23 protein-coding genes are annotated in these 26,433 nt (G+C 54.8%); 1 reads left to right on the top strand and 22 read right to left on the bottom strand.

All coding sequences use genetic code 11. The features are described from left to right. Positions 1-55: 55 nt before the first annotated feature. Entirely contained in the window at positions 56-688 is a 633-nt protein-coding gene (locus tag IX84_RS06175; RefSeq protein WP_044217622.1) for a Uma2 family endonuclease, read from the top strand. A gap of 13 nt (positions 689-701) precedes the next feature. Here the strand turns inward: IX84_RS06175 and IX84_RS06170 are convergent, their stop codons facing one another. The 22 genes from IX84_RS06170 to IX84_RS06065 all read right to left on the bottom strand — a co-directional run. Then, entirely contained in the window at positions 702-1,283 is a 582-nt protein-coding gene (locus IX84_RS06170; protein ID WP_044217619.1) for a hypothetical protein, read from the bottom strand. A 77-nt stretch (positions 1,284-1,360) separates the two neighbouring features. Then, entirely contained in the window at positions 1,361-1,978 is a 618-nt protein-coding gene (locus tag IX84_RS06165) for a Crp/Fnr family transcriptional regulator (RefSeq protein ID WP_044217617.1), read from the bottom strand. A 62-nt stretch (positions 1,979-2,040) separates the two neighbouring features. Then, positions 2,041-2,493 carry an ATP synthase subunit K gene (locus IX84_RS06160; protein WP_044148852.1) on the bottom strand — a complete coding sequence of 151 codons (453 nt, stop codon included), beginning with the start codon at positions 2,491-2,493 and terminating at the stop codon, positions 2,041-2,043. A gap of 28 nt (positions 2,494-2,521) precedes the next feature. Then, entirely contained in the window at positions 2,522-4,306 is a 1,785-nt protein-coding gene (locus IX84_RS06155) for a V-type ATP synthase subunit I (protein ID WP_044217616.1), read from the bottom strand. Further along, a complete protein-coding gene (locus IX84_RS06150) occupies positions 4,303-4,899 on the bottom strand; it encodes a V-type ATP synthase subunit D (protein WP_044217613.1) in 597 nt (198 codons plus the stop codon). The genes IX84_RS06155 and IX84_RS06150 overlap by 4 nt, the downstream gene beginning before the upstream one ends. Positions 4,900-4,905: 6 nt before the next feature. Then, positions 4,906-6,231, bottom strand: a complete 1,326-nt coding sequence (locus tag IX84_RS06145) for a V-type ATP synthase subunit B (protein WP_152604940.1) — start codon at positions 6,229-6,231, stop codon at positions 4,906-4,908. Positions 6,232-6,241: 10 nt separating this feature from the next. Beyond that, positions 6,242-8,017, bottom strand: coding sequence for a V-type ATP synthase subunit A (locus tag IX84_RS06140; RefSeq protein ID WP_044217609.1), 1,776 nt, complete (start codon positions 8,015-8,017; stop codon positions 6,242-6,244). Beyond that, positions 8,014-8,835, bottom strand: coding sequence for a DUF2764 family protein (locus tag IX84_RS06135; protein ID WP_044217607.1), 822 nt, complete (start codon positions 8,833-8,835; stop codon positions 8,014-8,016). The genes IX84_RS06140 and IX84_RS06135 overlap by 4 nt, the downstream gene beginning before the upstream one ends. Before the next feature lie 27 nt (positions 8,836-8,862). Continuing rightward, complete coding sequence (locus IX84_RS06130; protein ID WP_044217606.1) at positions 8,863-9,471, bottom strand: hypothetical protein; 609 nt, start codon at positions 9,469-9,471, stop codon at positions 8,863-8,865. A 23-nt stretch (positions 9,472-9,494) separates the two neighbouring features. Beyond that, positions 9,495-10,241 carry a succinate dehydrogenase/fumarate reductase iron-sulfur subunit gene (locus IX84_RS06125; protein WP_044217604.1) on the bottom strand — a complete coding sequence of 249 codons (747 nt, stop codon included), beginning with the start codon at positions 10,239-10,241 and terminating at the stop codon, positions 9,495-9,497. Further along, positions 10,241-12,157: a fumarate reductase/succinate dehydrogenase flavoprotein subunit gene (locus tag IX84_RS06120; protein ID WP_044217602.1), complete on the bottom strand. Its 1,917-nt coding sequence runs from the start codon at positions 12,155-12,157 to the stop codon at positions 10,241-10,243. Before IX84_RS06120 ends, IX84_RS06125 begins: the two co-directional genes overlap by 1 nt. After that, positions 12,154-12,846: a succinate dehydrogenase cytochrome b subunit gene (locus IX84_RS06115; protein WP_044217600.1), complete on the bottom strand. Its 693-nt coding sequence runs from the start codon at positions 12,844-12,846 to the stop codon at positions 12,154-12,156. Before IX84_RS06115 ends, IX84_RS06120 begins: the two co-directional genes overlap by 4 nt. Before the next feature lie 222 nt (positions 12,847-13,068). Further along, entirely contained in the window at positions 13,069-14,370 is a 1,302-nt protein-coding gene (locus IX84_RS06110) for a sensor histidine kinase (RefSeq protein WP_044217598.1), read from the bottom strand. Then, positions 14,360-15,730, bottom strand: coding sequence for a sigma-54-dependent transcriptional regulator (locus tag IX84_RS06105; RefSeq protein ID WP_044217597.1), 1,371 nt, complete (start codon positions 15,728-15,730; stop codon positions 14,360-14,362). The genes IX84_RS06110 and IX84_RS06105 overlap by 11 nt, the downstream gene beginning before the upstream one ends. A gap of 40 nt (positions 15,731-15,770) precedes the next feature. Then, positions 15,771-16,943, bottom strand: a complete 1,173-nt coding sequence (locus IX84_RS06100) for an ABC transporter permease (protein WP_044217595.1) — start codon at positions 16,941-16,943, stop codon at positions 15,771-15,773. Then, on the bottom strand, positions 16,940-18,280 hold the full coding sequence (locus tag IX84_RS06095; RefSeq protein WP_044217593.1) for an ABC transporter permease: 1,341 nt from the start codon (positions 18,278-18,280) through the stop codon (positions 16,940-16,942). Before IX84_RS06095 ends, IX84_RS06100 begins: the two co-directional genes overlap by 4 nt. Before the next feature lie 21 nt (positions 18,281-18,301). After that, the gene (locus tag IX84_RS06090; protein WP_044217590.1) at positions 18,302-18,967 is read right to left on the bottom strand and encodes an ABC transporter ATP-binding protein; all 666 of its coding nucleotides are present in this window, start codon (positions 18,965-18,967) and stop codon (positions 18,302-18,304) included. A gap of 21 nt (positions 18,968-18,988) precedes the next feature. Continuing rightward, positions 18,989-20,416, bottom strand: coding sequence for a TolC family protein (locus IX84_RS06085; RefSeq protein WP_044217588.1), 1,428 nt, complete (start codon positions 20,414-20,416; stop codon positions 18,989-18,991). A 41-nt stretch (positions 20,417-20,457) separates the two neighbouring features. Continuing rightward, positions 20,458-21,708 (bottom strand): efflux RND transporter periplasmic adaptor subunit, encoded by a 1,251-nt coding sequence (locus IX84_RS06080; protein WP_044217586.1) that lies wholly within the window; start codon positions 21,706-21,708, stop codon positions 20,458-20,460. A gap of 290 nt (positions 21,709-21,998) precedes the next feature. Further along, complete coding sequence (locus IX84_RS06075) at positions 21,999-23,534, bottom strand: T9SS type A sorting domain-containing protein (RefSeq protein WP_044217582.1); 1,536 nt, start codon at positions 23,532-23,534, stop codon at positions 21,999-22,001. Between the two features lie 64 nt (positions 23,535-23,598). Next, entirely contained in the window at positions 23,599-25,128 is a 1,530-nt protein-coding gene (locus tag IX84_RS06070) for a T9SS type A sorting domain-containing protein (protein WP_044217579.1), read from the bottom strand. A 64-nt stretch (positions 25,129-25,192) separates the two neighbouring features. Beyond that, positions 25,193-26,433 (bottom strand): T9SS type A sorting domain-containing protein (locus IX84_RS06065; protein WP_044217576.1); only part of this gene is annotated, 1,241 nt, incomplete at its 5' end.

The raw sequence follows: 26,433 nt of genomic DNA, 5'->3' as shown, positions 1-26,433 counted from the left end.
CGCGTCATAAATATGAACCCAACTTATGCTACAGAAAAAATTTAAACTTTAACCGATGGAGGTCACCACTCAAATCCCCACAACCCTGGAAGAACGCCTGAAATACGGCACAGAGCTGCGTATTGCGGCAAGCTGGGAAGACTTTTTGGAGATCCTGCCTGCTGCAGAGTACCGCGTGGAGTACTACGGTGGCGAAATTATTTCTGTTATGGGCCAAGCTTCTGATAATCATGAATTGATCGTTGCTGCAATAATCAAGTTGATCAGTAATCTTTTGGACAAAGATGATACTTATTACATCTACGGCAGCAATCTGCCCCTTTACGCAGAGGGCATAACCAAAAATTACTACAACGCGGATTGTACCGTCGTCAGGGGGAAAGCCGAGAAGAAAGAAGTGCTGCCCGGGGTAAACGCTACCACCAACCCAGTCCTGCTGGTCGAAGTACTGTCTCCTTCCACCGAGCAGGAAGACCTCTCTACCAAGCTACGCCACTACCGCGAAATGCCCTCTGTACAGCAGCTGTTGTTTATTCACAGTACATCCATGCGGGTAACGAGCTACACCCGTGAGCCCGAGCAGGATGGATGGCTGCTGCGGGATTTTACAGCTGAATCCGAGTCTTGCCCGGTACTGGGCGAGGGAGGTTTTCTGCTGCGGGATTTATACCGGAAGGTGACGTTCTGATGCTTTTCAATGCTCAGTCTATTCCCTCTTCAGCCACAATCTGCCATCGTTTTTGCCTGTGAATATAGAACCGCCTGGCAAATCTGGTGATAAGTCCGGTAAGCCCACCACCATAGATCACGATAGTGTCTTCATAATGGGTACGGCCATCGCCCAGATCCTTTAGCGTAATTTCGTGCTTCCAAATCTTTGCCCGGTTGTCCCATTCATGGGTAGCGATTTGGTATTTGCTTTCGTCGATCTTTTCAATCTTCAGATAGTGAATCCCTCCGAATGGCAGGACCCCCCAAATGCGCATTCGGGTGCTGTAAGTTTTACCGGCTTCCCATTTTTCTGGAAACCCCTCGTCCATTGGATTAAAACGGATCATGCCCTTTGCTACAAATTCCAGCAATGCAGGGGTTTGTACCTTAGCCCATACTTCCTCTACAGGCATTGGGATTTCAGACTGCACGCTGAGCTGCCGGGCCTTTACCCTTTTGCCCTGGTAATCCGTTTGGACACGATTGATAGTTGCCCTTGGCTTCGGTATTTGGGTGCCGGCAGGCCCAGCGTTCAAAAGAAATAAGCTTAAAATCAAAAACTTTCGCGTCATTGTATTTAGAGTTTTGATAGGTTTATGCAAAACTCGTAGCAAATGAGAAAGCATTCATTGATCCGGATCAAGAAAGATCAGGTGAGGTCAGGGTCAATAGGATCGTGGACGGAGGGTTTAATCGAATCGAGGCCCATTCGTCGCCGTTTGATCCGGCTGAGGGTCTCGGGCTTCACGTTGAGGTAAGAGGCAATCATATACTGTGGGACCCGTTGCAATAATTCAGGCTGCTCCCTCATCAGCGCATCAAAGCGGGTATCCGGATCATCGTGTAACAGCCGGTTGGCGCGTTGTACCGAGATAATGTAGGAGCGCTCTGACAGCAATCTGCCAATACGCTCCCAGCTCTTTGAGGTATTGAACAGGGCTTCAAGGTCATCCCTGAAAATACTGTAAACTACGGAGTCTTCCACAGCTTGAATGGGCCGTACGGAAGGTGTCCGGGTCAGATAGCTAAAGTAGTCAGTGACGAATTGCTGCTCGGAAAAGAACATCATGATCTTCTCGTCTCCTTCATGAAGGTAAAAGAGCTTGAAAAGGCCCTTCTCAATGAAGGAGATTTTGTTGCAATACTGCTGCTCCCGGATGTAGTAGGCACCTTTCGGGTAGGTGTCTCTGATAAATACAGAGCTTGCGGCCTCCCACTCTTCTTCAGAGAGGGAGGCGACTTGCTGCAGATAGGTCTTGAAAAGCATAGCTATAGCTATTTGACTATGGAGCCGATCAAAACAGGCCCTTTACCAGCCGGTTTGGCGGTTTACAACCCTGCGTTAATCAGGAAGGTCGCCGCAAAGGCCACAATCGCGTACAGCTCGGGGAATACCGCCAGGACCATCGTTTTACCGAATACATCGTAGCCTGCGCCCACCCCGGCAATACCGTTGGCACAAATCCGGCCCTGCTGCATGGCAGAAATCAGGGCAACCAGCCCCAGCGCAAAGCCCGCTGCAAAGACCGCAATACCCTGCCGCATCGTGATGGCATCCGTCAGTACGCCGGAAGCATTAATGATAAAGAAACCGGCAAAGCCATACAATCCCTGTGTACTGGGCAGGGCGCTCAGCAGCATGTAACTACCGAAAGCCTCTTCGTTTTTCTTCAGGGCACCCACGGTCGCATTACCGCCCATAGAAACGCCAATGGCGCTGCCCACGCCCGAAAGGCCAATCATTAATCCAATCCCCAGATAAGCTATTACAATCGCACTCATGTCTTTTATTGTTTTCTTTTGTTCGCGTTTATGATTCCTGTTGCCGCAGCGGGTCGTAGGGTTTCCCTCCGCCCTCAAAGCCGGCATTTTTGTAAAATTCCACAAAGGTGAGGCGCATCGGGTGAACGAAGGCGCCCAAAGAGGCAATCAGCAGGTTGGCGGTATGCCCGACGAGCAGGAATACCACAAATAGGATCGGGCCTACAATCTCCATAGAGCCCTTGATCTGCAGGCCGATATCATTGACGACCAGCCCGAGGATGGCGCTCGCTATACCCAGCGCGAAGAGCCGGATATAACTCAGCAGGTCCCCGAAGATGCCGGTGATGCCGTACAAAGCCCAGGCGCCGCTGCCGAGCCGGCTGAAGAGGCCGCCTTCCGGGTCGCTGAAGAGCAGGATCAGCCCTACTGCTGCCCAGGCGGCGTACTGCGAATACGGCAGCAACTGTTTGGTCAGCCCAATATCCGCCAGGCTCAGCACCAGCAGTATCCAGCCTACCGGCGCTATGCCGTGCATCCAGCCGTACTGCCGCCCTTTGTTGACTGCTTTCACGCCCAGCCCAAAGAGAATTTGGACCACGCCCAGAATCAGGGCGAGCTGAAAAGCCTGATCGCTGTTCAACATGATTTCCCGGATATTGCCCAGCCAGGCAAACTGATCCTGCAGGAGGTTCACGCCGAAGACCGTGCCGGTGAGCACCCCGAAGAGTACCGTAGCAACGCCCAAAAACTGCACGAGCGTCAGCATAGGCTTCATGTCTTTTGCTGCCCGGAATTTATAGACGGTAGCGCCCAGCAACAGCACAATGCCGTAGCCCGCATCGCCGAGGCAAAAGCCGAAGAAGAGCAGGAAGAAGGGCGCAAAATAAGGGGTCAGGTCCATCTCCCCGTAGGAAGGCAGGGCAAAGAGCTTCGCAATCGGCTCAAACAGCCGGCTGAAGCTCGAGTTTTTCAACAGCACCGGTGGTTGATCGGCAGGCTTGGGCTGCTCGGTCAGAAAAGGGATGCCTTGTTGTTCGCACAGGGCTTCCACTTCCTGTTTTTTGGGTTTTGGGGCATAGCCTTCCAAAAGCATCAGCTGCTCATCGGCTTCCCGCCGGGTATGCTCAATGACACTCATCAATTGCGTGGTGTCCTGCAAATCACGCAGGGCGGCTTGCAGAGCGGGTGTGCCGACCTGTGCCAGCCGGTCCAGGCGGGCATTGATATCGGCGATGGATTCGTCCAGTTCTTTCTGCCGGGCCTGAAGTTCCACTGTTCCGTTTTTGGGGTCGGGGATCATCTCCACACCAGAAATTTCAACGGGCGCTTCCGCCTTGGTAATGCCTGCAAAGTAGGAATTGGCGCCCAGGTTGCGCAGATGGGCAATGGGGTAATCTTTCGCCCAGTCCGGATTGTATTTTTTGGTGGGGCAGACCAGGAACTGCACTTCCAGCCCGGCGGCCTCCAGCTTTTTAACGGTCTCAATGGAAAAGTCGCCCCATGGCTTCAGAATATCAAATTCCTTGCGCACGGTGGCGCGTTCCTGAAGGAGTGGCTCCAGGCGGTCGGTCAGGGTTTGGAATTCCGCAGCTACCGCGTGCCCTTCCTCTGCGGTGGCGGTGCGTTGTTCCACATCCACTTCCCGCTTTTCCAGGGCTTTCAGCACTTTTTGGAATTGCTGCTGCAGCGCCAAACGGTCCATTAGACCGGACGAGCGTTCGCCTTCCTGTTGCTGTACGTGCAGTACGCCGAGCTGCCGCAGCCCCTCCAGGAATGTCGTGTATTCGGAGTGGTGGACCAGGAACAGGTATTTTTGCATCGGTACAATCATAAGGCATCGCTGTTGCTGCGCTTTTTCACAATCTTCTGGGCGGCTTTCGCCAAATTCTCTTCGTCCTCCAGATAGCGCTCAATCTTTCGGATGGCATCTTCATAACCGGGGATCTGCACTTTTTCGTACAGGTTGACCTTTTGAGTGGTCTTTTTTCGGGCAAACTCGAGGCGGTCCATTTTCTGCAGGATGACTTTGCGGCGCAGCGCGAGCTCTATCCACTGCTTGAGCAGTTCCATCCCTGCCGGAAACCAGGCCGGTCGGTTGAAAAGGCTGAACGGGTGGCGGATGAACTGTATGTCTTTGAGGACCGGTGTGGCTACGCCGGCCACTTTTTGGCTGCCTATTTCAACGGATTCCACCTCTAGCAGATTGAAATCAAATTCTTCCCAAAGCCCGGCCATACTTTCGTGCCGGTCAATCGTCTGTTCCAATTCTGCCGCCACCTGCTCCGCTTCCTTACGGGCTTTTTTGACCTCTACGCGCAGGGCGGCCTCCTTATTCTTAAGGATTGGCAGGGCATTCTCACGAATCTTGAGCTGCTTCTTGAGGTGCTGCAGGGACGTCTTGTTATATTGGAAAGCGATAGCCATAGCTCATTATTGGTTTTCGGGCCAGTATTGGTCCGTCAGGGATTGCTTGATGCCCACTTCGGCTTTTGAGAAGTGCGCGGCAAACAACTGCCAGGCCGTATCCAGCATTTTGTCCGTATCAATATTCACATCAATAGCCAGGAGTTTATCAGAATATTCCCGGGCAAACTCCAGCGTTCGTTCGTCGTAGTCGGTCAGCTCGAAGCCGTTCTCCAGCTTGGTGCGGGCGTTGGCGGCATCGGCGTAGAGGCGCACGGCGGCGTTCATCACCTGCGGGTGGTCTCCCCGGGTCTTCTTACCAATCACCAGCTGCTTGAGACGGGAGAGGCTGCGGAAGGGGTCTACGATTACCTTGCCAATGTCTGTGTCGCGGCGCAGGAAGAGCTGCCCTTCGGTGATATACCCGGTATTATCCGGAATGGCGTGGGTAATATCTCCACCGGAAAGCGTAGTCACGGCTACAATCGTAATGGAACCACCATCGTCAAACTGCACGGCTTTTTCGTATAGCTTGGCCAGGTCACTGTACAGGGAGCCCGGCATACTGTCTTTGGAGGGGATTTGATCCATACGGTTGGAGACGATACTCAGGGCATCGGCGTAGAGGGTCATATCGGTGAGGAGCACCAGCACCTTTTCCTTTTTCTCTACGGCGAAGTATTCCGCAGCGGTCAGTGCCATATCGGGTACGAGCAGGCGCTCCACAGTCGGGTCTTCGGTGGTATTCACGAAGCTGACGATACGGTGGAGGGCGCCGGCGTTTTCAAATACACTTTTGAAGTAGAGATAGTCATCGTTGGTCAGCCCGATACCGCCCAGCACAATACGGTCGGCAGCGGTACGCAGGGCCACGGTAGCCATCACCTGATTGAACGGCTGATCGGGGTCGGCAAAGAAGGGGATCTTTTGCCCGGTGACCAGGGTGTTGTTGAGGTCGATACCGGCAATACCGGTGGTGATGAGCTCCGAAGGCTGTTTCCGCCGCACGGGGTTTACTGAGGGCCCGCCGATTTCCTGTTCCTCTCCTTCCACCTCCGGCCCGCCGTCGATGGGGTTGCCGTAGGCATTGAAGAAGCGTCCGGCCAGGGCCTCGCTCACCTTCAGGCTTGGGGCTTTGCCCAGGAAAATGACCTCGGCATTAGTAGGTACCCCTTCCGTGCCCGCGAATACCTGCAGGGTGACTTCGTCGCCCATAATTTTTACCACCTGAGCCAGTTGCCCGTTCACGGTGGCCAGGTCTTCGTAGCCAACGTCCGTAGCACGCACCGTGCAGGTCGCTTTGGTGATTTCCTCTACCTTGGTATATATCCGTTGAAATGCGGTAGGCATGATGATTCGTTTTTTAGTTTGCTTGTTTACGTTCGGCCAGGGTGTCTTCCAGCTCCTTCATGTTTTGATTGAAGGCTTCCGACTCGAATTCTGAGTAGTTCATTTGCTTCATGGCATTGATGACCCGCTTGAAGTAGGGGTTGATTGCCTCGTAGCCCTCAAAGCTCAGGGGCGTAGCCACCACTTCGAGCACCTTGTTGACCAGGAACTGCTGCCGGTCCATAGGTGTGCGGGCATCCACCTCGTCGAAAGCGTTTTGCTGGAGGATGATCTCATCCACCACTTCAGACCGCCAGAACACCAGGTGAGTATCAATAGACACCCCATCATCACCGAGGATGTTGATCTGCTCGGCGGCTTCCTTGCCCCGCAACAGGATATTCTTTAGCTCGTTGACCTTTTCGGTCCAGCCTTCTTCAATTTGCTCGTTCAGGACCCGCTGCAATTCGGGGTATTCCAGGTATTTGGAATAGCTCTCAATGGGGTCAATGGCCGGGTAGCGCTTACTGTCCGCCCGGGACTGGGAAAGGGCGTAGAAACAACGTGCCACTTTCTTGGTCGATTCCGTCACCGGCTCCTTGAGGTTACCACCGGCAGGGGATACTGTACCGATGAAGGTGATAGAGCCGGTCTCTCCGTTATTGAGGTACACATAACCCGCCCGTGCGTAGAAGTTGGACACGATAGCCGGAAGGTCCATCGGGAAGGCATCCGGGCCTGGCAATTCCTCCATCCGGTTAGACATTTCCCGGAGCGCCTGTGCCCAGCGGGAGGTGGAGTCGGCCAACAGCAGCACTTTCAGCCCCATTGATCGGTAGTACTCGGCAATCGACATTGCGGTGTAAACGGAAGCTTCCCGTGCCGCCACCGGCATATTGGAGGTGTTGGCAATAATGGTGGTCCGCTCCATGAGCTTACGGCCGGTCCAGGGGTCTTCCAGTTCTGGGAATTCCACGAAAAGGTCGACGACCTCGTTGGCACGCTCACCACAAGCGGCTACGATTACGATATCAGCTTCTGCCTGTTTGGAAATGGCATGCTGCAGTACGGTCTTGCCGCTGCCAAAGGGGCCCGGGATGAAGCCCGTACCACCTTCCACCATAGGATTGAGGGTGTCAATGGTGCGCACGCCGGTTTCCAGTAGTTGGAACGGGCGTGGTTTCTCCCGGTACGCCTTCACCGCCTGTTTTACAGGGAATTTTTGGAGCATGCTCACTTTATACTCGGTCCCGCGCTCATCTTTGAGCACAGCAATGGTATCCTGAACTTTGTAGTTGCCGGCCGGCATCACTTCCTCCACGGTATAGCGCCCTTTCATTTTGAAGGGTACCATAATTTTGTGGGCAATACCGTTTTCGTCTACCTTCCCGAGCCAGTGCCCGGCGGTGGCTTCGTCCCCGGCTTTAGCCAAAGGCTCGAATGCCCATTCCTTCTTCAGGTCAAGGGCAGAGGTGTAGTCGCCCCTTTGCAGGAAAATGCCGCTCATGGTGCTCAGGTCGTGCATGAGGCCATCATAATTGCAGGAAAGAATGCCCGGGCCAAAGGTAGCCTCAAGCATGTGCCCTTCGAAGCGCACCTCCATGCCGGGCCGGAGCCCGCGGGTGCTCTCAAAAACCTGCACATAGGCTTTGTCGCCCATCACTTTAATGACCTCTGCCATCAGTGGGGTGTCGCCGTGCTGAATAAAACAGATTTCGTTTTGCCCAACCGGGCCGTCCACTTCTACGAGGACGAGGTTGGAAATAATGCCGTTGACGCGGCCGGTGGTATGTTGCTGCGTTGCCGTCATGAGCGTTCTATCTTTTGTTCCATTTCGGAAATGAAGCTGCGTACCCGTTCCTGCCCGGCCTGCGGGTCAAGAGAAAGCCACCGCTGCAGCATACGGAGCTGCAACAGATAGCCCAGCACCACTTCTATGCTGAAGTAGTGGAAGGTCAGCTGTTCGTCTATATAATTCCACTGTACGCGGTCGATATCCTTTTCGCGGATCATGAGGTCCTCGCGTTCCAGTTGATTGAGTAGTTTCGGTAGGTAGGGGTAATCGGTGCCCAGCCCAAAGTCGCGGGCGCGGGATTTTTTCAGTGCTTCAATGTTTTCGCCCTGACCGATCAGTTGTCCTTCGCCCTGTAGGGCATAATGTCGGATATTCCAGGCTGCGAGGATGTTGCGCAGCCCGCGCTCAAATACCAGCCAGTCGTGGAGGAAGCCTTCCGTTTGCCGGAGTGCGGCCTCGTAGTATAGCCCGGCTAACTGATTGGTCCAGCTTTGCTCCGGGTGGATGGGCTGCTCGCTTTGGTACGCCCGGTAAAACCGGTGCATGTATTCTGGTAGCCCGTTGTCTGCCCTGAGGGCTTCCTGCATTTCAGCTTCTGAAAATTGCCCCAGCGTATCCCAGTCGCCAGACTGTTCTCCCAGGAGCAGGAGCAGGTTGCGGTTGTCGTGGGGGCGCAGGAGTATGCGGACGAGTTTGAAATCATCAGGCTCAAGTGCCTCTTCCAACTGCGCCACAAAGTTCACCATGGTATAGGGCGCCCGGCTTTGGTCGAGCACCATCTCCGGTAAACTGGAGATGAGGTAGAAGTAATCGCGTTTTTGCAGTTGGCTCATGTTTTGCTTTGTGCTGGTGTATAAAATCTAGCCTTCGCCGTATAAAAGGGTTTTGGTCCGGGGCCGCAGGAAGTCGGCAAAGAAAGCCTGAAAATCTTCTTCGGTGAATGACACCACATAGCTGCCATTCGCCGGTCCGATACGGAAGCCTTCTGCAAGGGAAGGCGCGGGTTTGACTACAAGGCCCTCCTTCAGGCTTTCCTGAGCCAGGGCGGAGAAGAAGTCAAAAAGCTCTTTTTCCCGCTCCGGCGAAAGGTGTAAGGCTGCGCCCTGACCGTCCTGCTGCCACTGTTCGATCAGTGACTGTATCACACCTTTGAGGAAGGCTTTATCACTAAAAGCAGCCTGCGTTGGGGCAGTTGTGGCTTTAGCAGTGATCAGTTCGGTAATGCGTTGCTGCAGGGCTTCCACGGTCTGTTCTGCGGATAGCTTCAGCTCAGAAGTGACGTTGCGTTTCAGCTCCTCTGCGTCCTGTTCGGCCTGCTTACGGATTTCTTCGGCACGGCGCTGCGCAGCGGTGACGATGTCCTCCGCTTTTTGCTCGGCATCGTTGATGAGGCTGTTGGCTACCTCCTGACCTTTGTCTACGCCCTCCTGCTGAATCTTTTCGAGTAGAGATTGAAGCTTTTGTTCCATAATATTGGTTGTCTTGCCGGGTGCTATTTTTCGAGCACAGCGGCTTTGTTGTATTCAAAATTCATGCGGGCAATGTGCTCGATGGAGATCTCCTGCGGGCATTCGACCTCACAGGCTCCGGTATTGGTACAGTGCCCAAACCCTTCGGCTTCCATTTGCGCGACCATCTTTTCTGCCCGTTCGGGAGATTCCGGCTCGCCTTGTGGCAGCATAGCCAGGTGGCTGACCTTTGCGCCGGTAAAGAGGGCAGCAGAGGCATTTTTGCAAGTCGCCACACAGGCACCGCAGCCAATACAGGCGGCTGCATCAAAGGCATCCTCCGCGGTTTGGTGCCCGATCGGAATGGCATTGGCCTCTGGCGCATCACCGGTACGGGTGGAAATAAAGCCCCCGGCCTGAATGATGCGGTCAAAAGCGGAGCGGTCGATACGCAGGTCTTTCACTACCGGAAAAGCGCTGGCCCGGAACGGCTCCACATAGATGGTATCCCCATCCTCAAAGTGCCGCATGTGCAGCTGACAAGTAGTCGTTGCTGACATTGGGCCGTGTACCCGCCCATTGATGAAGAGCCCGCACTGCCCGCAGATGCCTTCCCGGCAATCGTGGTCAAATTCTATGGGGTCATCCCCGGAGCGGATCAGTTTTTCGTTCAGGACATCAAGCATTTCGAGGAAGGACATCTCCGGGTTGACATCCGGAAGGTTGTAGTCCACCATTTTGCCTTTTGCCTGGGCGTTTTCCTGCCGCCATATTTTCAGTTGTATCTTCATTACTTGTAACTTCTTACGCTAGGTTGAATGGTTTCAAACTCCAGTTCCTCCCGGTGAAGTACCGGCTCCTGATCCGCAGCCTCATATTCCCAAACGGATACGAACTGGTATTCTTCGTCCCGACGTTCGGCTTCGCCCTCTGCCGTCTGGAACTCCTCCCGGAAGTGAGCCCCGCAAGACTCGTCCCGGGTAAGGGCATCGTAGCACATCAGCTCTGCCAGTTCGAGGTAGTCGGCTACGCGGCCGGCTTTTTCCAGCTCGGTATTGACGTGTTCAGAGGTGCCGGGTACGCGGAGGTTTTCCCAAAAGTCGGCCCGTAGCACCCGGATTTTTTCGATAGCGCTTTCCAGCCCCTCTTTTGTACGCTGTACTCCGCACTTATCGTAGAGCAGCAGGCCCAGTTCCTTATGGTAATCGGTAGCAGTGCGGTTGCCTTTGATGTCGAGGAAACGTTGCAGCTGCTCCCGGACCTGCGTTTCTGCTTCCGCGAAAGCGGGGTGATCAGTGCTGATCCTGCCCACCCGGAGTTCATCCGCCAGATAGTTGCCGATGGTGTACGGCAGAATAAAGTAGCCATCCACACAAGCCTGCAGCAGGGAGTTGGCTCCCAGTCGGTTGGCCCCGTGGTCGGAGAAGTTGCACTCTCCGATGGCATAGAGCCCCGGAATGCTTGTCATGAGCTCATAGTCCACCCAAAGCCCGCCCATAGAGAAGTGGGCAGCCGGGGAGATCATCATTGGCCGTTGGTAGGCGTTATGCCCGGTAATTTTCTCATACATCCGGAAGAGGTTACCGTAGCGTTCCCGGATCGTATCTTCTCCGTATTCCTGAATGGCGTGGGCAAAGTCGAGGTAAACTGCGTTGCGCTGTGGGCCGACGCCAAATCCGGCATCGATGCGTTCTTTGGCAGCGCGGGAAGCGATGTCCCGGGGGGCGAGGTTGCCGAAGGCCGGGTAGCGGCGCTCCAGGTAATAATCGCGCTCGTTTTCGGGGATGTCGCCTGGTTCGCGAGGGTCATTTTCTTTTTTGGGCACCCAGATGCGGCCGTCATTGCGCAGGGACTCCGACATTAGGGTGAGTTTGGACTGATAGTCGCCTGATTGGGGCAGGCAGGTAGGGTGAATCTGTGTCCAGCTTGCGGAAGCAAACCCCGCGCCTTTTTTATGCGCCCGCCAGATGGCTGAGCCGTTGCAGCCCATAGCGAGGGTGGAGAGGTAGTAAATTTTGCCATAACCACCGGTGGCCAGCACGACCGCATGAGCAGCGTGGCGCTCGATCTCACCGGTGTCCAGGTTGCGGGCGATGATGCCCCTGGCCTTTCCATCGATGAGCACGAGCTCCAGCATTTCGTGTCGGGAGAAGAGTTTGATATTGCCCTCGGCCACCTGCCGGTTGAGGGCAGAATAGGCCCCGAGGAGCAACTGCTGACCGGTTTGGCCACGGGCGTAGAACGTACGCCGGACCTGCACCCCGCCAAAGGAGCGGTTGGCCAGGTACCCGCCGTACTCGCGGGCAAAAGGAACGCCCTGCGCGACGGCCTGATCGATCAGGTTGGCAGAACATTCTGCCAGGCGATAGACATTGGCTTCCCGCGCCCGGAAGTCGCCCCCCTTGAGGGTATCATAAAACATCCGGAAGGCGCTGTCGCCATCGTTCTGATAGTTCTTGGAGGCATTGACCCCACCCTGTGCCGCTACGGAGTGTGCCCGCCGCGGACTGTCCTGAAAGCAGAAAGACTTGACTTTATAGCCCATTTCCGCAAAGGAAGCGGCGGCAGAGCTGCCTGCCAGGCCGGTGCCCACGACGATGATGTCCAGTTTCTTTTTATTGTTGGGGCTCACGAGGCGGCAGGTCGCTTTGTAGCGGTTCCATTTCTCCTGTAGCGGGCCCTCTGGTATTTTTGCGTCTAATTTCATGGCAGGGGCTGGTTTTGGATGAAGTACATGTAGATAGGGATGATGGTAAAGCCGGCGGTTATAATAAAGGTGTACCCATAGCCGGCCCATTTGACCCAGCGATTGTATTTGCTGTGGTATAGCCCCAGGGTTTGAAAAGCACTATGGAAGCCGTGCAGCAGGTGGAAACCCAGCACCAGCATAGCCGCCACGTAAAGGGCAACATACCATAACTGCTGATAGGCAACGGCGACTATAGTGTAGAGGTCCTTGCGCCCTTCAGCGTCCAGCGGCATTTCGGTGAACTTGTACTGAAACCAGAAGTCGCGCATGTGGATGATGATGAAGGCCAGGAGTAATGCCCCCAGCACGCCCATATTGCGCACGTACCATGGCGTAACCTGTCCCCGCTTGTCGTAGGCATAGCCTTGTGCGCCGCGTGCCTGTCTGGCCCTAAGGGTCAGGATGAGTGCATAGACAGCGTGGGCGATGATACTGGCGTACAGGGCGTAGGAAACGATCTTAATGAAAATATTGTGGGACAGCAGCTCTGAATAGTGGTTGTACTGCACCTGAGCTTGTTCGGCGGGCAGGAGGAGCTGTAGGTTGCCGGCAAGGTGAATCACTAAAAACAGGCACAGGAACAGACCAGTAAGCGCCATAAGGTTCTTGCGCACGACGCTGTCCCTGAGGAATAGGCTTCGGCTCATGTTTTGTTTGTTTTGCGATCTAGGAAAAGAGGTTTTTCGTTCTCTTTTCTTTCTGGACTTAAAACTAAGGGCCATCGCTAAAAGGGGGGGTGATAATTGTCATCACAGGGGGTGAGAGTTGTCAAAAGTCAAAAAAACGACCAGTGGAATCTTGTGAAAAACAGGACGCAGGGTTGTGGTTGCAGATAATACCGTCCACGGAAAGATTTGAACATTGTTGAATCAATGAAAGCGGATCCGGCACTCCGTCCACCCATTGGGCAGGGTTTCCAGCTCACAGCGGCCACCATGCTGACGGGCAATTTCCTTGATGAGGGTCAGCCCTATGCCCTGACCGTCGGGCTTGGTGCTGAAGAAAGGGGACATCCATTCCTGCTCAGCACCCGGCGGTAGGCCGGGGCCATTGTCGGCTACCACGATCTGAGCGGGGTGGGCAGTGCTCATCAGCTTGATGGTGCCGCCCCCGCCGAGCGATTCCAAAGCGTTTTTGACCATGTTGACCAGGGCTTGCTCGATTTGTTCTTCGTCGATTTCGAAGCGGATAGGCTGGTCGGGTATGACCAGTTCCAGGTTGGTATTTTGCTGTTGGGCCAGGGGAAGCATCAACTGCTTTACACGCTCCAGGACTTCGCTTACCGCTACCCATTCCCGGTTGGGCTCGGGCAGGCGGACCACTTCGGCAAAGTTGCGCATAAACTGGTTCAGCCGCTGATTGCGCTGATGGGCAACTGCAAGAGAAGCTTTGATGTCCTCGGCGAACTCGTCACCGGGCATTTCAGGGTAGGCTTCGATGGTGCTCTGTAGGATGGAGTTGATGGCTCCAATGGAGTTGTTGACTTCGTGGGCCATCATGCGGATGACTTTGGCGTAGGCCCGCTTTTCGGTGGCCAGCATTTCTTTCGACAATTCCTGTATCATGAGGAACCGGCGGTGGAAGCCCCGGTGGATAAACTGCACCACTTCACATCGGTAACGCTCCTGCCCTTTTCCGGAAATAATACCCGACTGGCCAACCTGCCATTGGGCGAGCTCTTGCAGCAAAGGGTGAGCAACGGCTTCCAGCTTCTTTCCTACGGGCGGCTTTTCCAGCCCCAGCAATTCGAGCCCCATAGGATTGATTTCCGTAACGTGACCATCGTAATCAAGCAGGACAATACCTGCCGGAGAGGCCTGTATTAGCCGGTCCAGAAAGTAATGCTGTTCCTGCACCTGCCGCCGCTCCTCCCGGATGTGGTCCAGCATGTGGTTGTACACTTTCACCAGGCGGTCCATTTCCGGAGAGCCGGTGGGCCGCAGACGAACTGCAAAATCCTGATCCTTGATGGCCTCAATGCCATTGCCGAGCAGGCGGAGCGGATGGGTAAACTTGCGGTACAACACATAGGCGATGATGAGGGAGCATAGCAGCCCCAGTTCGATCAGCAGCAGCCAGGCGGTGGCTTCTTCCAGGAGCCAGTACGCCATCACCCCAAGCAGCAGGTGCAGGAGCCCGATGTACAGGAAGTATTGCCAGTTAAGTCGCATAGGGGATTCCGTATTTTTGTAACCGGCGGTATACCGCAGACCGGGTCAGCCCCAGGTCCTGAGCCACGAGGGTGATGTTCCCATCGTGGTGGCGCAGCGTCCGGCGGATCATTTCCACTTCCATTTCCTCCAGCGAGGCTTTGCCGACTTCGGGCAGGGGCAGGCCGCCCTGCAATTGGCCCGTTGCCGGCTGGTAGAGCTGCTGCAAATCTGCGGCTTCCAGTGCAGCCGTTCCGGAGACAAGCACGCTGCGTTCAATGAGGTTGCGTAGCTCCCGGATATTGCCGGGGAAACGCTGTTGCCGCAGCCACTTTTTGGCACCCGGGCTCAGGTGCAGTTCCGGGCGCTGATAATTGCGTTTGAAGGTTGCCAGAAAATGATCGGCCAGCAGGGGGATATCACCGGGGCGGTCCCGCAGTGGCGGCAGGGTCAGCTTGATGAGGTTGATGCGATAGAACAAATCTTCCCGAAAAGTCCCTTCTGCGACCATGGCGGAAAGATCTTTGTTGGTAGCGCTGATGACGCGGCAGTCTACCCGGAGGGTCTCGCTGCTGCCCAGTGGCTCAAAGGTCTTCTCCTGCAGCACCCGGAGGAGCTTTACCTGATTAGGCAGGGGTAGATCGCCGATCTCGTCCAGAAAAATACTGCCGCCGTTGGCTTTGGCAAACCGCCCTTCGCGCTCAGCAATGGCATCGGTAAAAGCACCTTTCTTATGCCCGAACAGCTCGCTCTCGAACAAGCTGGAGCTAATCCCCCCAAGATTGACCCGCACAAAGGGCGCCTGCTGCCGCTCCGACTGATAGTGGATGGCTTCTGCCAGGACTTCCTTTCCGGTGCCGCTTTCGCCCAGGATCAGCACACTCGCGTCCGTTGGACTGATGCGTTTGGCTACCGCCAGCGTCTCCAGGAAAGCCGGATCTTCACCTACGATGTGTTCAAAGCCTACATTAGAAGGTGTGGGTTCGTCTGCCGGGGTTTGCAAATCCAGCAGCGTTTTGATGGTTTTCAGCAGGGCTTTGTTGTCCCAGGGCTTGGCGATGAAGTCGCGGGCCCCTAGCTTCATACCCTCCACCGCCAGTTGGACGGTCGCCCAGGCGGTCATCAGCACCACCGGGATTTCCGGATGTTTGGCTTGTAGTTGTTGCAAAACCCTCAGCCCCTGCCGCCCCGATGTGTCAATGGTGAAGTTCATGTCCAGGAGGATAAGGTGGGGCAGTGTTTTGGCCATCGCCTCCTCCATGTCCTGAGGCCGGTTGATGGAAGCGGTGCTGTAGCCTGCCCGTTTGAGCAGCAGCTTCATCGAAACGCAGACCGCTTCGTCATCGTCGATGATCAGGATGTGGGCTGAATTGGGTTTCATAGGAGAAAAGTAATTAAATTATGTGGGATAGTAGGCTTTTTTACTCTTCGTGCAGCACAATCGCAGGCTGCAGCCGTCCGGCTTCCTGTGACGGATAGAAGGTGCAAAGCAAGACCAGTCCAATGATGAAGGCTGCACCTACCCCCATAGCCACGTAGTAGTCATAGGCCTCGATTTCACCTTCCAGCACACCCATCAGAGGGAGCTGTACTGCAAAGATGACCCCAAGCAAAAGAGCGAGCAGGCTCACGATCATGATTTCTCCTACAAACTGTAGGCTTACTTCTGTCCGGCTCGCGCCAAGGGTACGCCGGAGCCCTACTTCCGCCCGCCGCTTGCTGATGTTGTACCAGAGTACGCCAAACAGGCCCAGTGCTACGTTAAGCACCAGAAATCCGCAAATACTCAGCATGCTGACCATAGGCACCCACACGCTACGGGCATCCAGGTCCCGGCTTTTTTGCAGGTGCTCAATGGTGAAATCGCTCATGCCGGTCACATCGGCGACGATACGGTTGACTTCCTCTTCAAAAGCGGCCGGCGTGCCCGGTGCGAGCAAGAGGTGCAGGTTGGGCATGTCAATGGCGGAAGAGGGCTTATAGAAAAAAGTCACATTATACTCCGGGGAGAAATCGCCGTGGTATTTGTAGTGGTCCACCACGCCGACGATTTTATTTTCCCCGTTAATGGTGTACACGCTATCCTTTAGGTTGCGGCCCTCGAAGCTTTCATCGAAAAGCTTTTTGATAATGACCGCAGGCTTGTACCTGGCGTCCCGGTCAGTTTCGTCAAACCAGCGGCCCTGTACCAGCTTCAGCCTGGCGGCATCCTTGTAGTGCTCATCGGCAAATATCAGGTGGGTTTGGATCATAAAACCGTTGTTGTCGTTGTTGGTCGACCAGGTCGACCCGCTGAAGGGGCTTACGTCACCACCGTAGGAGGCCGCTTCTATCTGTGGCAGGGCCAGCAGTTCTTCCCGCAGCCTGACTTTGGTTGCCGAGGCCGCCAGGGTATCTTCTGCATCGTAGAAATCCAGGTGGACGATCCAGGTGTTTTCGGTTTCAAACCCCAGAGGCGTGCTGAACAGGCGCAGGTTGCGGGTCACCCAGGTCAGCACCAGAAAGAGGATGGCAAAGGCGAAGAAAATTTCGAGGAACAACAGGGCGTTGCTCCGCTTCTTGTTCCAGACCAGTTGGAAGATATGGCGTATCATAGGTTGTTGAATTTTATGGCGTTCACGATATGAAGTTTGGACATGCGGTAGGCGGGCAGCAGGCCGGAAAGGATGCCAAATACCAGGCAGATCAGCAGGCTGTACAGGAAGACGGCGGTGTTGAACTGCAGTTGGGTATCGCCCAGCACCTGACTGTCATTGACGAGGTAAATCAGGGCAAGAGCAAAGAGCCAGCCCAGGATGCCGCCCAGGAAAGTCAGCACGACATTCTCAAACACAAGCTGTGCCAGGATGCTGCCGGAATGGGCGCCAAAAGCCTTACGCACCCCGATTTCTGCGGAGCGCTCCATCGCCCGGCTGATGTTCAGGTTGATCAGGTTGAGGGTGGGCAGGAGGATAAACAACAGCATCAGGCCAACGGCTACGAGGGTAAACATTTGCAGCGCGCCTTCCGGGTCGTCCTGTACCGGCATCATGTAATAGGCATACAGCCCGATCACTGTAGCCGGCATGAGCTCCAGCTTGTTGTAGTCTTCCGGGTTAGGCAATGGGATACGGTCGGCTTTTTGGCGGATGGCTTCCACGATTGTTGACCGGGCCTCCGGGCTTCCTGCCAGAAAGACGGCTGTAAATGGGCCGTGGAAGCCGGTTTCTGTCAGGGCAGACCCTGACATCAGGGTGAGTGGCAGGTACACCTCTGAGGTCACATAATCCTTGGAGTTGGAAGGCTGTTCCACGATGCCGATGACTTCCAGTTGTTTACCATCCATCTCGATACTGCGGCCGACTACCTGTTCTGTTGTCCCAAAGTAATCCACGGCGGCTTTACGCGACAGCACGGCTACCTGTACCTGCCGTTCCACCTCAGAAGGCTGGAAAGAGCGCCCCGCCAGAAAGTTAAAGTCAAAAATTTCCCAGTAGGTGGCATCGCTGTACAGGGCTTTGAAATTGAGCTTTTTGCCGTTGATGAAAATATCAAATTGAGTGTCGGCGCAGAAGAAACTGTGTGCCTCCGCTCCCGGAATATCGCGCATGTAGCGGTCCAGAAAGGAATAGCTCAGGGAAGAGGAGGAGTAGCTGTTCTGCCGCTTCTTACCCACCGTGAAGGTGCTGTCGTAAGCGGGCTGCCCATCGAGCATCGTGGTGTCTACAGACCAGGTAGTGTCGGTCACCATCTGCTTCATGATGAGGCGGGGCAGAAGGACCATGCGGTCTTTTTCGGTCAGGGGCGGATGGCTGCCCAGCTCGGTTTCCAGGAAGGAAGTCGTCACCATCAAAATCATCAGGGTGAAGCTGATGCCGAAGAGGCTGATGAAGGTGAAGAACCGGTGCCGCCCCAGCACCTTGATCGCTAATTTGAAATAACTGCTAAGCATAGGACTTGGTGTTTTTCGGTTTTAGGATACTTGCTGGCCGTCAAAAAGGCGGACCAGGCGGTGGGTCTTGCGGGCCATGGTCTCATCGTGGGTGACCATGACAATGGTCGTGCCCTGCTCCTGATTGAGACGCATGAGGATGTCCATGATTTCGTTGCCCATGGCGGAATCCAGATTGCCAGTCGGCTCATCGGCCAGGATAATGCGCGGCTGCCCGACGATGGCCCGGGCGATGGCTACCCGCTGCTTCTGACCGCCCGACAATTGCGAGGGGAAGTGCTTCATGCGGTTGCTTAGCCCGACTTGGGTGAGGGCCGCTTCGGCCATCTGCCGCCGCTGCTTGCCCGATACCTTACGGTAAATCAGCGGCAACTCCACATTATCGATGACCGACAGCTCATTGATGAGGTGGAAGCTCTGGAAAATGAAGCCCAGTTGCTCATTGCGAAAACGGGCCGTGGCTTTGGAGTGGTAATTGCCCACCAACTTCCCGGCAACCTTGACCTGCCCGGTAGTGGGCTCATCAATCATGCCCATGATGTTGAGCAGGGTGCTTTTGCCGCAGCCGGACGGGCCCATGATGGATAGGAATTCGCCCTCCGGAACTTCGATGTTGATGTTGTCCAGGGCAGTGGTTTCAATGACTTTGGTCTGATAGACTTTGGTGATGTTTTCAAGCTGTATCATGGCGTAGGTATTTTTGAAAGTTTAAAATTCGATTAAAGTCAGCCGCTGCAGTTCGTAGTAGGCCTGCCAGTAGTCGCCCAGGGCGAAAATATAGGTGCGCATGGCCAGGTCTTTCTCCTGCTGACTGATGATGAGATTCGTAATATCAATGCCGCCAAGGCGGTAGCTTTCCAGAGCGATGCGGAAGCGCTCCTGTGCCAGGTTGGTCAGGGATTGTGCCAGTTGTACCTCCTGCTGCAGGTTTTGGACCTGCTGCAAGGTCTGCCGTACATCGGTCTGAAAATCCAGTTCTTCCTGTTGGACCTGCCGCTGCTCGAGTTCGAGGCGGGCCTGCTGCAGGGCTACGCGGCTACGCTGTGCGCCCCAGTCCAATATAGGCACGCTGACCTGTACCTGTAGCAGCTGTTCGTTCAGTGGCGACTGGTAAATCTGCTCCAGGTCCTGAGCCGAACGGGTCCAGCCTACAGAAGCGATCAGGTCAGCCTGAAAGCCGCCCTGCCCTTTGGCGCGGGCCACTTCCTGTTCGGCTTCAAGAATGCGGCGGGCGTAGTGGTCCAGCTCCGGCCGGTTTTTGAATGCTTCGGCAATGGCTGCTTCCGGTTCAAGGGTAACCTTGGGAGGCGTGCCCGGCCGTTTGGGATAGGGCAGGTCTGCCTCCGGTGCCAAGCCCAGGAAAGCCCGGATTTGAGCGGCCCGGTCGCGGTAGGTCTGCTCTGCATTGCGGCGGCTGCGCTTTGCAGAAAGCAGGCTGACCTGCAACTGCATCAGGTCGCTGTCCGAAATTTTGCCCAGGTTATGTCGTTCCTGTGCGATTTCGAACAGCTCCTGATTGCTTTCCTGATTGGCAATAGCGATGTCGAGTTCCGTACGGGCATAAAGGAAATTAAAAAACAGTCGGGTGGCTGCGGTACGGATGGTCGCCCGGTCGGCGCGGTATTGCTTCTGCGCTTCGGTCAGGCGTACGGGCGCCAGTTGTTGCGCCCACTTTTGCTCGTTGAAGCCAAACAGGGGTTGTGCCAGCCCTATGCGGATGGGTATGCCGTTGTAGAGGGAGTTATTCCCTTCAAAGTCGTCAAAGCGCTGCAGGTTGCTCTGCACAAACAGAGTGCCCCCGGTAGCCGGGATGGCCTGTGTGAGGCGCAGTCCCAGGGCGCTGTTGTTGTTGCGGATAGGCTGGAAAAGTACGGTGCCATTTGGCTGTACAATTTCACTTACAGTACGCTGGTAATTGGGGAGATTGGCGCTCGCCAGAAGCTGTGGGCGTTGGCTGGCGCGGAACAACCGGAAGTCCAGCTCTGCCAGTTCCAGGTCCGTTTCGGCTTGCTGCCGGTCCAGGCTGCGCGCTTCGGCCAGTTGGAGGAAGGCTTCCAGTTGCAGGCTGTCGGGCAGTACCTGTGCCATAAGGGCGATGGGCAGCAGGCTAAGGTATAAGGTGATGATTTGTTTCATGGCTCAGGTTTTGATCGCTTGTGAATAGGAGTTGCAGGCGCTTATTCTTCCAGCTTGATCTGCTCCAGGTGTTCGTAGGCAGCCATATCGGAAATGATGACTTGCTGGCCGGGCTGCAGGTCGGTTTCCAGCAGCTCCACGTAGTCGACACTAGTGAGGCCAATGCGGGCTTCCGTGCGGCGGGCTTCCTTGCCGTCCACGACAAACAGCGGCTGTATGGTTTTGCCCCGGAAGGCCGGCCCGTTTTTCAGTCGCAGGGCTTGCTCGCGGGCATTGGCAATCAGGAAGACCTCCACGCGGCGGTTGGGGCGCAGCTTGGGGTGGTCGGGCTCGTCCAGCTCGACGATGAAGGCCACGGTGTTGTTTTCCACTGCCGGCAGGATAGTGGAGATGCGCCCGTTCAGGTCCGTCTGATTGATGCGCACCCGTACCGGCAGCCCGATTTTGACCTGAGCGGCGTAGCGATCGGAGCAGGTCGCCTCGATGCGGTAGCGCTGCAGGTCGGCCAGGCGGACCAGCAGTTCGCCTTCGCTGACCTGCTTGCCGAGGTCTTCATTAATCCAGGTGATTACACCAGAGCGGGGTGCGATGACACTCGTTTCCCGAAGCTTGCGGGCGAGCTCACTGCTTTTCTTTTCCTCCATGCGGACCTCCAGTTCCAGATTGCGGCGGTCGCCGGGCAGGACCTGTTCGCGGAAGCGCAGTTCGTTGTCCAGTTTTTGCTTTTCCAGGCGGGCGATATCCAGCTGCAGTTGAGCCTGATCGACTTCCTCCGGTGTTGCGGAGCCGATTTCGCGCAGGCGCTTGGTGTCTGCCAGTTGAGCCTCCAGGCTGGAGATTTGCAGGGCTTTGATTTCGCTTTCGTAAGCCAGGTCCTGAATGTTTTTGTCGTACTCGTGCCGCAGTCGGGTGATTTTGTTCTTCTTCAGCTCCAGCTGATCGGCCAGCGATTCGTACTGCAGACGGATGTACTCTTCATCCAGTTGGAGAATGGTATCGCCCCGCTCGACTTTATCACCCGACTGCCGGTGCACTTCCTGAATAGCAGCGGTGACAGGGGCGGTGAGTTGCTGCTCAAAGGCCGGGACGACGAGCCCGGAAGCAGTGATGGCCTCTTCGACTTTGCCCACCTCAACGGTAGCTGTTTGAAAATCTTTGCGGTCCAGCTCTTTGGTGAGCATGCTGCGCAGCACAAACAGGGCGCCAACTAATACAGCAATCAGCCCGGTAATGCGGAGGGCGTTTTTGCCCAGGCGGCGCTTTTTCTTGGTGTTAGATATTGGTCGGTCCATCTCTCAGGTATTGTTTTGCTGAGAGCGGTGCAGGAGTCGTGCCAAAAATGGAGGTATTGATTATCACGTTTTTACGCTTTCGGGTTTTTGCTACCTGTTCGATATCGGACATGGGGTGTTTGGAAGTGGGCGTTGGGGGTAGTTCAAACAACGTGGGATGGAAGCCTTAATTGGGTTTGCATAGCCGCCTTACCCACGCACCGTGCATCCGGTCTTTCATCTTTTTGAAGCATGCATTGAAACGCTTAACCATATGCTCACTGAGGGCCTCCGGTGAGCGCTGTTGTTAGTTACCTGCCTGTTATTACCAACTTCTTCACGCCCGTCGATCCATCAACTCCTGTCACCCTGCAGAAGTAAGTCCCGCTGGGTAAAGTCACTGTTTCCAGTAACACGTGCTGTGCGCCTTCTCCTGCTGTTTGCTGTAGTACCGGCTGCCCCTGAAGGCTGTAGAGGGTGACATTTGCCCGGCCGGAAAGCGGGGTGCTGAATTCCACCGTTGTAAGCCCGGAGCTAGGGTTGGGGTAGAGGCTAAAGCCCGCCCCAGCCTGTGGAGGCACCGTAGGCGTACTCACCACCGTCTCGCAGGGCGGAGGCGGTGCCTCGCCGGGGATTAGGGGGCCGAGGCGATAGTTGGGGAAGTGGGGCAGCATGCTATAGTTTCTATAGGGCAGGATTACGCCCCTTTGCTCCACCTGGCAGGCAGTGCCTCTTTGATTGGGCTGATGTATGACATGAAGATAAGGTACGGTGGCGAACACATTGCAGTATATTTTGCAATCAGGTCCAAGCTGAAGGTTCCCAAAAGTGATGGCAAAAAGGTCAATAAACCCATCGTATACCGCGACGACGGTACCGGAAGCTTCAATATCCGGTGCCATGAGGTCAAACTGCATAATGGTATCAAAGGCGCTGACGTAGCACAGCTCGGAGTTGGGTGAAAAGGCAACTCCACCTAGGGCATTCACGTCTGGTATAGGGATATGCTGAAACGCATTCAGCACCCCAGCCTGCCGGTCGAATTCCATGAGGAAGAGCCCGTCGGCACTGTAACGGGCGTAGTAGCGGCCATCGGGGGAGAAGTTGGCCTGGCCGCCGCCAGAACCGGCAAAACTGCTGCTGTCTCCTAGGACCTGGGTGTGCGAAAAATAGGGCCCACTACTATCGAACAGGAAAAAAACATACTCATCTGATTGGTCCAGGGCATTGACAATCCACCAGTCTTCGCCATTGGCATGCTTCACTGCGGTTAATTCACCGTAAACCGTAGGCTCCTCAAATAGGGCAACATTTTTCTCCACCACCCGGCCCAGCCCCTGATTGGCGCTCATGTCCACCACAGAATAAAGGATACGGTCGGTGATGACATCAAAGACTGGTTCTTCCTGATAAATGATCCGCTTGTGGAAAAGGTAGTAGAGGCTGTCGCTGCCGGGCATGGGCAGGATTAAGCTGCTTTGGCGGCCGGCGGTGTAGCTAAACCTAACCCCCTCACAATGTTCTTCGTAAACAGCCCCAAAATTAAGGCTGTCCCCATTTTCCATGACCGCCCCTGTGCTGGTAAATACCGAACAACCATTGGTGTAAAACAGTGGATTGCCATCTTCATCGGCAATGCAGGCACTGCTAATAAACAAGTTGGCATTGATAGCATAATCTTTCACCTGCATGGGGGAATTGTTAAAGTCTAAAATCATTCCTTCATACCCGGGGGCAGACTCACTATTGTAGCCTATAATCCATCCATAATCATGCTCTTGGGTATTTCCATTGTATAGGGTAAGCAAAAATACAGGTAGAAGTATTTGGTGCAGCCAGTGTTTCATATCTTATGCTTTGTCTAGCAAGGGCTATCCGGCATGTTTTTCCGGATAGCCCTCAAGCTGGGTCCTATAATTTCACCAACTTCTTCACGCCCGTTATTCCGTCAACTCCTGTAACCCTGCAAAAGTAAGTCCCGCCGGGCAAAGCCGCTGTTTCCAGCAGAACGTGCTGTGCGCCTTCTCCTGCTGTTTGTTGTAGTACCGGCTGACTCTGAAGGCTGTAGAGGGTGACATTTGCCCTGCCGGAAAGCGGGGTGCTAAACTCCACCGTCGTAAGCCCGGAGGCAGGGTTGGGGTAGAGGCTAAAGCCCGCCCCAGCCTGTGGAGGCACCGTAGGCGTACTCACCACCGTCTCGCAGGGCGGAGGCGGTGCCTCGCCGGGGATTAGGGGGCCGAGGCGGTAGTTTGGGAAGTGGGGCAGCATGCTATAGTTTCTATAGGGCAGAATTACGCCCCTTTGCTCCACCTGGCAGGCAGTGCCTCTTTGATTGGGCTGATGTATGACATGAAGATAAGGTACAGCGGCGAATACCTTGCAGTATATTTTGCAATCAGGTCCAAGCTGAAGGTTCCCAAAAGTGATGGCAAAAAGGTCAATAAACCCATCGTATACCGCGACGACGGTGCCGGAAGCTTCAATATCCGGTGCCATGAGGTCAAACTGCATAATGGTATCAAAGGCGCTGACGTAACACAGCTCTGAGCTGGGGGAGAAGGCTACCCCGCCCCGTGCATGCACGTCCGGTATGGGGATATGCTGAAACGCACTCAGCGCCCCGGCCTGCCGGTCGAATTCCATGAGGAAGAGCCCGTCGGCACTGTAGCGGGCGTAGTAGCGGCCATTGGGGGAGAAGTTGGCCTGCCCGCCTGAAGAGCCACTGCTACTGCTTATATTACCTATAACCTGGGTATGCGAAAAAGAGGGCCCACTACTATCGAACAGGAAAAAAACATACTCATCTGATTGGTCCAAGGCATTGACAATCCACCAGTCTTCGCCATTGGCGTGCTTTACTGCGGTTAATTGCCCGTAGACGGTAGGTTCCTCAAAAAGGGCAACATTTTTCTCCACCACCCGGCCCAGCCCCTGATTGGCGCTCATGTCCACCACAGAATAAAGGATACGGTCGGTGATGACATCAAAGACTGGTTCTTCCTGATAAATGATCCGCTTGTGGAAAAGGTAGTAGAGGCTGTCGCTGCCGGGCATGGGCAGGATTAAGCTGCTTTGGCGGCCGGCGGTGTAGCTAAACCTAACCCCCTCACAATGTTCTTCGTAAACAGCCCCAAAATTAAGGCTGTCCCCATTTTCCATGACCGCCCCTGTGCTGGTAAATACCGAACAACCATTGGTGTAAAACAGTGGATTGCCATCTTCATCGGCAATGCAGGCACTGCTAATAAACAAGTTGGCATTGATAGCATAATCTTTCACCTGCATGGGGGAATTGTTAAAGTCTAAAATCATTCCTTCATACCCGGGGGCAGACTCACTATTGTAGCCTATAATCCATCCATAATCATGCTCTTGGGTATTTCCATTGTATAGGGTAAGCAAAAATACAGGTAGAAGTATTTGGTGCAGCCAGTGTTTCATATCTTATGCTTTGTCTAGCAAGGGCTATCCGGCATGTTTTTCCGGATAGCCCTCAAACTTAGTCTTATAATTTCACCAACTTCTTCACGCCCGTCACTCCATCAACTCCCATCACCCTGCAAAAGTAAGTCCCGCCGGGCAAAGCCGCTGTTTCCAGCAGGATATGCTGTGCGCCTTCTCCTGCTGTTTGTTGTAGCACCGGCTGACCCTGAAGGCTGTAGAGGGTGACATTTGCCCTGCCGGAAAGCGGGGTGCTAAACTCCAGCACCGTGAGACCTGAGGTGGGATTAGGAAACAGGGTAAAGTCAAGCGATTCGGTTGCCTTTGGCGCCCGCAAGGCAGCACTGGGTTGGCAGAGTGCAGCATTATCAAAACGGTAGGTAGGGTCAGCAAGGCGGTAGAGGCTGCGGGCCCGGAAGACGGCATCGCCTCCGGAGAGGGGGCATTGATTCGCAAGGCTGAATAAGGCACTCAGCTCTGAGCCGGAAAGGCTGTCAATACTTGCTGCTGCTTTGATAGCAAGGGTATTGAAAGCTTGCTCATTGGCTTCGTACAGAGAATCAGCCGGGGCGTTTTGGTTTGCGGCCCCAATGAGAGAAAGGGTTTCCTGCTGCTCTTTTTGAACGGCTGCACGGAGGTTGCCGGCAATGGAATCCTGAAGAGCCAGGCTCGCTAACATTTCCCGTCTTTTGAGCAGTAGTTCAGCCGTGTCCGTTGGAGGTTCAGCCGACAGCGCAGCATCAATGCCAGATAATTCATCCATAACTTCCATGAGGCTACTGTCCTGAGCGGCAAGGGACTGCGCTATAGTGTCTGGCAGGGTGAGCGCTTCTTTAATACTTTGATCAATACTGTTGTATTCGCCTACCGGAGTAGAGCCAGCCTGATTCAGGAAACTGAGCTTCCAGTTGCTAAGCGGGGTGCTTTGGTGCTCCAGGCGCTTGTAAAGGTGGCGCTGCCCGGTGTATTTCAGGGCACTTTGATAACGGCTGGCCTGAAAGGTGCCGTTGCCCAGCTTGCGGAGCAAAATATCCTCGTCTTCTTCCTGCGGGGTTGGAGAATCGGGGGCGTTGTTGGAACAGGCATCGAAGTTGGGGGTAGAGCAGAAATAATTGGTGTCTTGATTATCCGGTGCAATTGGTTCAAACCAATCTCCCGAAGCTGCCCAGCCCGGCAGCACTGCACAGTTACCTTGATCAATCAGGCTTGGGTCAATGAAGAAAGGAGATTGTGAGACAACATCCTCATCCCCCAAATGCCGGGCACCAACTTCCACACCATTTTCCGAATCCATATAGCTGCCGC

It is taken from the genome of Phaeodactylibacter xiamenensis, assembly GCF_000759025.1.
Lineage (GTDB): Bacteria > Bacteroidota > Bacteroidia > Chitinophagales > Saprospiraceae > Phaeodactylibacter > Phaeodactylibacter xiamenensis.
Note: the sequence above shows the minus strand (reverse complement) of the source record. Positions and strands in the feature narration are given on the sequence as shown.